The 477-nt window shown below is 62.5% G+C and carries 2 protein-coding genes; both read right to left on the bottom strand.

The window, feature by feature from the left end; translation table 11 throughout:
* Positions 1-256, bottom strand: a 256-nt coding sequence (locus L981_RS32960; protein ID WP_043627219.1) for a type II toxin-antitoxin system VapC family toxin, incomplete at its 3' end; no start/stop codon positions are given.
* Positions 256-477, bottom strand: a 222-nt coding sequence (locus L981_RS32965) for a type II toxin-antitoxin system VapB family antitoxin (protein WP_043627222.1), incomplete at its 5' end; no start/stop codon positions are given. The genes L981_RS32960 and L981_RS32965, both read right to left, overlap by 1 nt.

Consider the following 477-nt stretch of genomic DNA (forward strand, 5'->3'; position numbering starts at 1 on the left):
AACGCCGCCAGGCGCGTCGCGCGCGATCAGCATGGTCGGCTGTAACTGGAACGATTTCGACTTCTGCCTTGTAGAGCCAGAGGTCGAGATCGGCACCTGCGGCCTCCCCAAGTCGAGTTTCGATCGCCATGGCTGCCTCTAGGACGGTCGCAGCGGATATGAGCCTGACGGGGTCGTCTGCAATGCGCTCGCGGAAAGCCGCCGCTTCCGGCTCATTGAAAGCAATGGCGGCAAGGACGGAGGTATCGATGACCATCAGGATGGCAGTCCGTTCTCGTCGTATCCGAGAATCTCATCGGCTGTGCGGCTGTCGAGAACGGGCCGAGCGTTCCAGCGTCGCTGGATCGCTTCGAGATCCTCGAGGAGTGCAGCTTTGCGCATGTCAGAGCCAAGCCGTCGCAGGCGCTCTTCAAGCGCGCGCTTGGTGGCCAGTGTGATGCTTTCACCGGTCCGTTCGGCAAGCGTGCGGGCCAGCTG

The organism is Ensifer sp. ZNC0028 (genome assembly GCF_000799055.1).
Lineage (GTDB): Bacteria > Pseudomonadota > Alphaproteobacteria > Rhizobiales > Rhizobiaceae > Ensifer.